Source organism: Craterilacuibacter sp., from assembly GCF_051659485.1.
Lineage (GTDB): Bacteria > Pseudomonadota > Gammaproteobacteria > Burkholderiales > Chromobacteriaceae > Craterilacuibacter.
The window spans coordinates 1-8164 of record NZ_JBOFOO010000383.1; the positions used below are offsets into that span (position 1 = coordinate 1).

General features: G+C 57.6%; 7 protein-coding genes and 1 pseudogene. 6 read left to right on the forward strand and 2 right to left on the reverse strand.

The annotated features are described in order from the left end of the window. Positions 1-785 (forward strand): annotated as a pseudogene (gene pgi, locus ACRC1E_RS13200) (glucose-6-phosphate isomerase); the annotation flags it as partial. Beyond that, positions 775-1254: a CinA family protein gene (locus ACRC1E_RS13205; protein ID WP_438515552.1), complete on the forward strand. Its 480-nt coding sequence runs from the start codon at positions 775-777 to the stop codon at positions 1252-1254. The pseudogene pgi and the gene ACRC1E_RS13205, both read left to right, overlap by 11 nt. 41 nt (positions 1255-1295) lie before the next feature. On the opposite strand, the gene ACRC1E_RS13210 is transcribed toward ACRC1E_RS13205, so the two are convergent. Then, positions 1296-3068 carry an ABC transporter ATP-binding protein/permease gene (locus tag ACRC1E_RS13210; protein WP_438515553.1) on the reverse strand — a complete coding sequence of 591 codons (1773 nt, stop codon included), beginning with the start codon at positions 3066-3068 and terminating at the stop codon, positions 1296-1298. A gap of 212 nt (positions 3069-3280) precedes the next feature. On the opposite strand from ACRC1E_RS13210, the gene ACRC1E_RS13215 reads away from it, so the two are divergent. After that, on the forward strand, positions 3281-3973 hold the full coding sequence (locus tag ACRC1E_RS13215) for a MarC family protein (protein WP_438515554.1): 693 nt from the start codon (positions 3281-3283) through the stop codon (positions 3971-3973). A gap of 36 nt (positions 3974-4009) precedes the next feature. On the opposite strand, the gene ACRC1E_RS13220 is transcribed toward ACRC1E_RS13215, so the two are convergent. Continuing rightward, the gene (locus ACRC1E_RS13220; RefSeq protein WP_438515555.1) at positions 4010-5626 is read right to left on the reverse strand and encodes a diguanylate cyclase; all 1617 of its coding nucleotides are present in this window, start codon (positions 5624-5626) and stop codon (positions 4010-4012) included. Between the two features lie 91 nt (positions 5627-5717). On the opposite strand from ACRC1E_RS13220, the gene ACRC1E_RS13225 reads away from it, so the two are divergent. The 3 genes from ACRC1E_RS13225 to ACRC1E_RS13235 all read left to right on the forward strand — a co-directional run. Beyond that, positions 5718-6428, forward strand: coding sequence for a pseudouridine synthase (locus tag ACRC1E_RS13225; protein ID WP_438515556.1), 711 nt, complete (start codon positions 5718-5720; stop codon positions 6426-6428). A 99-nt stretch (positions 6429-6527) separates the two neighbouring features. Then, positions 6528-7736 (forward strand): amino acid aminotransferase, encoded by a 1209-nt coding sequence (locus ACRC1E_RS13230; RefSeq protein WP_438515557.1) that lies wholly within the window; start codon positions 6528-6530, stop codon positions 7734-7736. Between the two features lie 105 nt (positions 7737-7841). Beyond that, on the forward strand, positions 7842-8164 hold a 323-nt coding region (locus ACRC1E_RS13235; protein WP_438515558.1), incomplete at its 3' end, for a DUF445 family protein.

Here is an 8164-nt window from a genome sequence, read left to right on the forward strand (position 1 = left end):
CCGAGCACTTCGACGAATTTCTGGCCGGTGCGCATGCGATGGACCAGCACTTTTTCAGCGCGCCGTTTGACGCCAATATGCCGGTGCTGCTGGCACTGATCGGCATCTGGTACAACACCTTTTATGGTGCGCATACGCATGCCATCATGCCTTACGATCACGGCCTGCGCCGCTTGCCGGCCCACATCCAGCAGCTGGATATGGAGTCCAACGGCAAGCGGGTCGGCCGTTCGGGTGAGCGTCTCGATTTTGATACCGGCCCTGTGATCTGGGGCGAGGAGGGCGTCAACAGCCAGCATGCCTTTTTCCAGTTGCTGCATCAGGGCACCCGTCTGGTGCCGTGTGATTTTATCGTGCCCATGCACAGCCATTACGATCCGGCGCAGCACCGGGTGCTGGTGGCCAATGCTTTTGCCCAGACCGAGGCGCTGATGCGTGGCAAAACCCAGATCGAGGCCACCGCCGAGCTTGGCGGGGTGTCGGGCGAGATGCTGGATATGCTGGCACCACAAAAGACCTTCCCCGGCAACCAGCCCAGTAATACGCTGGCACTGGACAAGGTCACGCCGTATTCGCTGGGGATGCTGCTGGCGCTGTACGAACACAAGGTCTTTGTGCAGGGCGCGATCTGGGGGCTGAATTCTTTCGATCAATGGGGGGTCGAGTATGGCAAGCAACTGGCCCGCGCCATCCTGCCCGAGCTGGGCCCGGAGCATGGCATCGGTGTGCACGACAGTTCGACGGCCGGCCTGATTCACCACTATCGTCAGCAACATGAATACTGAAGCCCTGTGCCTTGCCATTGGTGCACGCCTGCGCGAGCGTGGACAAACCGTGGCCACGGCCGAGTCGTGTACCGGCGGCATGATCGCCGCGGCCTTGACTGATATTGCCGGTAGCTCCGACTGGTTCGGCTGGGGCTTTGTCAGCTATGCCAACGCAGCCAAGTGCGGCATGCTGGGGGTGAACGCAGCGAGCCTGGCCTCGCACGGTGCCGTCAGCGAGGCTGTCGTGCGTGAAATGGCGGATGGTGCCCGCAAGGTGGCGGGGGCCGACTGGGCTATCTCCGTATCCGGTATCGCCGGCCCCGGTGGCGGTTCGGCCGACAAACCGGTAGGAACGGTGTGGCTGGCGATTGCCGGCCCGGATGGGGGCGAGGCCTGGCTACGGCATTTTAGCGGCGACCGCGCAGCGGTTCGCCAGCAAACGCTGGATGCTGCGCTGACGAAGCTGGCTGGGAGGCTTGGCGTGTAGGCAAGGCAGGCATAAAGCCTGCCTTGTGGTTGCGCGCCTGGCTACAGCAGTTGCCAGCGTCCTTCGCCCAGCAACTCAAGCTGGTGCGGGTGGTGGATGTTCAGTGTGCTGCGGTGGCCGACACTGATCAGTACCGTGTGCGGCAAGTATTCGCGCACCAGTGTGTACATCGCATGTTCCAGTCCTTCATCCATCGCGCTGGTGGCTTCATCCAGAAATGCAGCCTGCGGTCTGGCCAAAAGCAGACGGCCAAAAGCGAGGCGCTGCTGCTCGCCCAGCGACAAGATATGTCCCCACTCCGCGTTTTCATCCAACCGGCTTGTCAGATGGCCAAGTTGCACCCGTACCAGTATTGCCGCGGCCTCGGTGCCGGCCTTAGCTGCGCTCGGGTAATAGAGTGCATCGCGCAAGCTTCCTTGTGGCAAATAGGGTTTTTGCGACAGGAAAATAGCGCGGCCTTCAGGGCGGGTAATCTGACCGTCGCAATAGGGCCACAGGCCGGCAATGGCACGCAACAAGGTGGTCTTGCCGCTGCCCGAGCGCCCGCGTATCAATAGCGGTGCGCCCGGTGCAACGTTGAGGCTGGCGCGGGAGAGCAAGACGCGTTGCTGCGGGGTGTACACACTGAGTGCGTTCAGGCTTAGCGCATGGCCGCTTTCCGTTATTTGTGGGCTAGGCAGCTTGTCGGCCTGTTCGATGGCATCGACAAAGCCGGTCAGACGGTCGAGGACCGCGCGGTAGCCGGCAAAATCGTCGTAAGCGCTACGGAAAAACGACAGATTGCCCTGCAGTTGTCCGAATGCCTGTGCAGTTTGCACCATATCGCCTAGCGTAATCTCCTTGGAGAAAAAACGTTGCGCCTGAATGATGAAGGGGAAGACCGCCGCGGTCTGGCTGATGACAAAGTTGAAACCCTGAAACTTCAGCGAGCGGTAAACAATGGCCCAGGCATTGCCGATGATGCCGTCAAAGCGTGCCCTGAGTTTGCTACCCTCTACACCTTCGCCACGGTAAAAAGCCACGCTTTCGCCGTATTCGCGCAAGCGCACCAGCGAATAGCGGTAGTCGGCGTTCAGCTGCTCGTTAAGGAAGTTCAGGCGGATTAAGGGCTTACCGATCTTGAAGGCAAAGAAGGTCGCGATGATGACGTAGATGTAGACGACAAACACCATGCCGCGCGGAATCTCGGTGCCGAACAGATTAAGGACGCCGGACAGTCCCCACAGAATAATGGTGAATTCTATGGTGGATACCAGCGCATCAATGACGCCCATGGATAGCGAGAGCGACATGGCGGCAAAGCTGGTGACATCCTGCTGTAAGCGCTGGTCGGGGTTGTCGGCAGGGGTGTCCAGATATTGGCTGCGAAAATAAGCCTGCTTGTCCAGCCAGCGCGATAGCAGGCGCTCGTTCAGCCACTGGCGCCAGTGCAGGCTAAAAGACTGGTTCAGATAGTAGGCGGTCAGCGCGCGCACGACATGCACCGATGCCAGCACGGCAAAGCCCCACATGGCGACCCAGAACAACTGCTCATCCAGTTTTTGCAGGGATGCGTACATCTGGTTGTACCACTGCGAAAACAGCACGCTCATCCTGACCCCGAACAGGGTGAAAAACAGGATCAGTGCCAGTAGCAAGGCCGGCTTCGGATTTTTTCTGACCGAGAAGAAATCGCCGCTCAAACGCCAGAATTGCGCGCCCCAGATGGTAAAACGCACCAGTGCCCAGCCTGTTATCAGCGTAGCCAGCAGTGTGATGGAAAACGTTTTAAGCAGCCACACGCTGCTGGTGACGAGTTCTTGACCCCAGTTCATACTTTCTCCGCGAGCATTTTTTCATGCTGATCAGTTTTATATCTTCTCTAGCATAATCATTTTCCGGTCTTACAGGGGGATGGTCTGATCACGCGCAGGCTATGGCTGCCATTTGCAGGGTAATATAGAGTGGCCACAGTTATGGCTACTTAAGGCTTTTTTGCAGAATGAAATGCCAAATTTGTTTGGATTATTACGTTAAAGGATGAAAAATGCTGGCCACCCTGATGCTTTTTATTAGCAAGGTGTTTTTCGTGCTGGCCGCATTGCTGCCCATTATGAACCCACCGGGCATGGTGCCGATTTTTCTGGCGCAGACGGCACGCAATACCGAAGCCCAGCGCAATTATCTGGCGCGGCGTATCGCGATTAGCAGCTTTGTTTTGCTGTTGGGCAGTATGTATATCGGCAGTTATGTGCTGGAGTTTTTCGGCGTGTCCCTGCCGGTGGTGCAACTCAGTGGCGGCCTGCTGATTACCTTTTCCGCCTGGCGGCTATTGAACGATACGCCCGCTGACGCCAGTCCTGCCAGCATGCAAACGGGTGAGCACATCAGTAAGGAAGAGCTCAAACAGCGTGCTTTTTATCCGCTGGCGTTTCCGCTGACCGTTGGGCCTGGCTCGGTTTCGGTGGCCATTACCCTTGGCGCATCCATGACCCAGGCTGGGCATGGCATCCTCAAATACACGCTGGCGCCTGCCGCCAGTCTGGTGGGGGTCGCGCTAGTCAGTTTTTTTGTCTTCTGGTGTTATCGGCATGGCGAAAAGCTGACGCGTATTCTGGGGGCGACCGGCGAGCTGATTTTCATGCGCCTGACTGCATTTATCCTGCTGTGCCTGGGGGTGCAGATTATGTGGGATGGTTTCAGTCAGCTCTTGGGCGAGTTGATCAAGGCCCATGCATGATGTTCTTGCCCATGGACTCGCGGGTACGTGCTGTTTTTATTCCGGAGCCCGCCCCAACTGGTTGCGGCCCCGGTTTTTGGCCACATAAAGGGCTTGGTCGGCTGCATGTATCAATTCGTCCAGGCTGGTGATTTGCCCGGGGCGCATGCACGCAATACCAGCACTTAGCGTTAAGGGGATCGTGGTCTCGCCATGCACCAGACCATGGCGCTCGACTTGTAGCAGCATGCGTTGGGTCGCCGATGCGGCTTGTTCGGCATCGGTCTGCGGCATCAGCATGATGAACTCTTCTCCGCCATAACGCCCGAACAGATCCTCGTGCCGGGCCGTATCCATCAGATTGAGGGAGATAGCCTGCAAGGCCAGATCACCGACGGCATGCCCCCAGGTATCATTGATCCGCTTGAAGTGGTCGGCATCAAACAGGACCATGCTCAGGGGCGTGCCTTGGTGCACGGCTTCCTGCCATTGCGCTTCGGCACACTGGCGGAAATGGCGACGGTTGAAGAGGCCGGTCAAGGGGTCGATACGCGCCTGTTTTTCAGCTTGCTTCTGTAGCAGAATGCGCTGCTTGACCTCTTTCTCCAGCCGCTGATTGTGTAGCAATGCATTTTGTTTTTCTTGCTCTACATTTGCGATGCGGTGGCGGATTTCAAGGTACTGCAGGCGGCGTGCGGCTGCCTCACCCAATAAGGCTTCTTTTTTCTGGTGAAAAGACTGGTAGTAGGTCAGTGCCGCCTGATATTGCCCTTGCCCTTCCATCAGGGCAGAAAGCTGGAAGCAGGTCAGGTAGGCAAGACGGGCCGCACCTATTTTTTCTGCCAATGCGAGTGCCGCTTCCAGTTGGGTCTGGGCGCGGTGGCTGGCGCCTTTCTCCATCAGGCGGACTCCCATGCTAAAGAGTGCCTGTGCTTCATGTCGTGGCAGGTGCAAGCGGCGGGCAATGGTCAGCGCTTCGGCCAGACTGGTACTGCCATCGCTGCCGGTGCTGTCTTCTGCCTGCGCCAGAGTAACCAGGTATTCGGCCAGGTACTCTTCGTGCCCCAATCTACGCAGCAGCAGGATGCTGCGCTGTATCAGCACCAGCGCCTCCTGTTTATGGCCTTGCGCCAGTTTGGTGTGTGCCAGGCTGTCCAGCGCCAAGGTCTCGATCAGGGTTTCACCGAGTTCTCTTGCCATCTGTATGCTGCGGTTCAGATAGGTGACTGCTTTTTCGGGCTGATCCAGAAAATGGTAGCTAAAGCCCAGGCTATTGTAGGCGCGCGCCAGCCACATGCTATCGCCCTGCGTTTCCAATGTCTGGCAGGCATCCAGCTGAATCGTCATTGCATCGGGGTATAATCCCTGCAATATGTAGATATTGCCGATCAGACACAGCAGGATCGCTTCACCTTGGCAGTCGTCCGCTTGGGCCGCTATTTGCTGGGCGCGTACCAGATCTTCCATGGCAGGTAGAAAGCGTCCTTGAGCCGTCAATACCTGTCCCCGCAGTTGCAGCGCCTGCCGCAAGCGTGATGCTTGGGATGACTCAGGCAAAGCGAGGATGTGGTTCAGGCATGCCAGTGCCGCATCAAGATTGCGGGCATAAAGGCGGTTCGCCTCATCCAGCATGGTATCAAAGGATGCGGTCTTGCCTGGGGGCGTTTTTTCCATAGAGTTTGATCGGTACCGTTTTAAAACACAGCATCAATATATAATCTGAGACTTATAATGTCGAGGCTGAATTGATCAGCCGGGAGTAGTCATGCAAGAAAATATGCGCTTGAGTCGCCGCCTGACCGAGCTGGGTCTGGTGGCATCCCGTCGTGAAGCCGATGAATGCATAGAAATGGGCTTTGTATTTGTCGATGGCGAGCCGGTGCAGGCACTGGGGAGCCGGGTTGGCCCAGAACAGGCCGTTACGCTGGTTCGCACAAAAATCCAGCCGCCGCCATCCCGCATTACGCTGCTGCTGAACAAGCCCGCCGGCGTGGCTAACCCGCTGCCTCTGCTGCTGGCCAGCAATCATTGCAGCAAAGACCGTAGCGGCTGGGCATGGCTTGCGCGTTGTAGCAATCATTTGCAGGAGGCCGGCTGGCTGGATGCCGATGCCAGCGGCTTGATGGTGCTGACTCAGGATGATTCTCTGGCCCAGCGCCTGACTCGGGATGCGCGGGATTACGAGCAGGAATATCTGGTGTGGGTGGATGGGGGGCTGGATGAGGCGGCACTGCTGCGCCTGAATGCAGTACGCGAACTGGAGGACGGGCCGTTGTTGCCGTTCAAGGCCAGCCGCCAGGGTGGGCGGCAACTGCGTCTGGTCTTGCGCGAGAATCGTGAATATCTGGTACATAGGTTGATGGATGAGGCGGGTCTCAAGGTGCAGGCCGTCAAGCGTCTGCGTATCGGACGCATCGCGCTGGGTGCGCTGGAAGAAGGTCAGTGGCGCTTCCTGATGATGGGCGAGCGTTTCTGATTGGCATGCACGGCATGGGCACTGCATGATAAAATGCTATTTATAATCCCCTAGACCGTTTGCATCTGACGCAACACCTGTAAAAGCACTGGAGCTTTCATGAGTACTTCGATTTTTGCCGGCGTGACGCTGGCTCCGCGCGATCCTATTCTCGGCCTGAACGAGGCATTTAATGCTGATGCACGCAGCACCAAAGTGAATCTGGGTGTGGGTGTCTATTTCGATGAAAACGGCAAGATCCCGTTATTGTCGGCAGTTAAAGTCGCAGAAAAGGCGAGACTGGAAGCCATGCCGCCACGCGGCTATCAGGCGATCGAAGGCAATGCCCAGTACAATCAGGCGGTGCAAAAGCTGCTCTTGGGGGCCGATAGCGAGTTGATTGCAGCCGGTCGCGTGGTGACGGCACAGGCTTTGGGCGGCACGGGTGCGCTGAAAATCGGTGCCGATTTCCTCAAGGGGCTCAAGGCCGATGCCAAGGTTTATATCAGTGATCCATCGTGGGAAAACCACCGTGCGCTGTTTGAAGCGGCCGGTTTTGTCGTGGAAAACTACCCGTACTACGATGCGGCAAGCCGCGGGGTCAACTTCACGGCGATGAAGGCTTTCCTGCTGAGCCTGCAGCCGGGCTCGGTGATTGTATTGCATGCGTGCTGCCACAATCCGACCGGTGCCGATATGTCGGATGCCCAGTGGGGCGAAGTGGTCGAAATGTGCCGCGAGCGCGGTCTGGTGCCTTTCCTCGATATGGCTTATCAGGGCTTTGCCGAGGGTATCGCGCCTGACGCGGTGGCGGTACGCCTGTTCTCGGCCTCCGGCCTGCAGTTTTTCATCTCCAGCTCTTTTTCCAAGAGCTTCTCGCTGTATGGCGAGCGCGTCGGTGCCTTGTCCATTATCACCGCCGACAAGGATGAAGCGGCCCGTGTCCTGTCCCAGCTCAAGCGTGTGATCCGTACCAATTATTCCAACCCGCCTATTCATGGCGGCGCGGTGGTTGCTGCGGTACTGAGTAGCCCCGAGTTGCGCCAGATGTGGGAGGACGAATTGGCCGGCATGCGTGACCGTATCCGTGCCATGCGTTCCGGTCTGGTGGATGCACTCAAAGCCAATAAGGTTGAGCAGGATTTTTCGTTTGTGACGGCACAGCGCGGCATGTTCTCCTATACCGGGCTGACTGCGGCTCAGGTTGAAGTGCTGCGTGCAGATTACGGCATTTATGCCGTGTCTACTGGCCGCATCTGTCTGGCTGCGCTCAACCGGAACAATCTGCCTTATGTCGCCGAAGCAATTGCTCAGGTTGTCAAAGGCTGATTTTTTGCCGTATAGATAGGTAACAAAGCCGCCGGCATTGCTGGCGGCTTTGTTTTTTTGCAGATGGCCTGCGTGTGATAGACGAGTAAATTGCGGGAGCACCCATTGGATACCGGACCCTCTTTGCACGGCCTGAGCCTCTCTGCCGATGATCAGGCCAGCCTTGCCGCCTTACGGCGCATGAAGACGCTGGCGCTGGCTTTACTGGTAGGTGCTTTGTGTCTGGCGCTACTGGCTCACTGGCAATACAACACCCACCCGGTGTGGCCTTTTGTGGCGGCCTTTGCCGAAGCGGCAACCGTCGGCGCCATGGCCGACTGGTTTGCGGTGGTAGCCTTGTTTCGTCATCCTCTGGGCTTGCCGATCTGGCATACGGCCATCATTCCGCGCAACAAAAGCAGGATTGCGCGCAATCTGGGCAGTTTTAT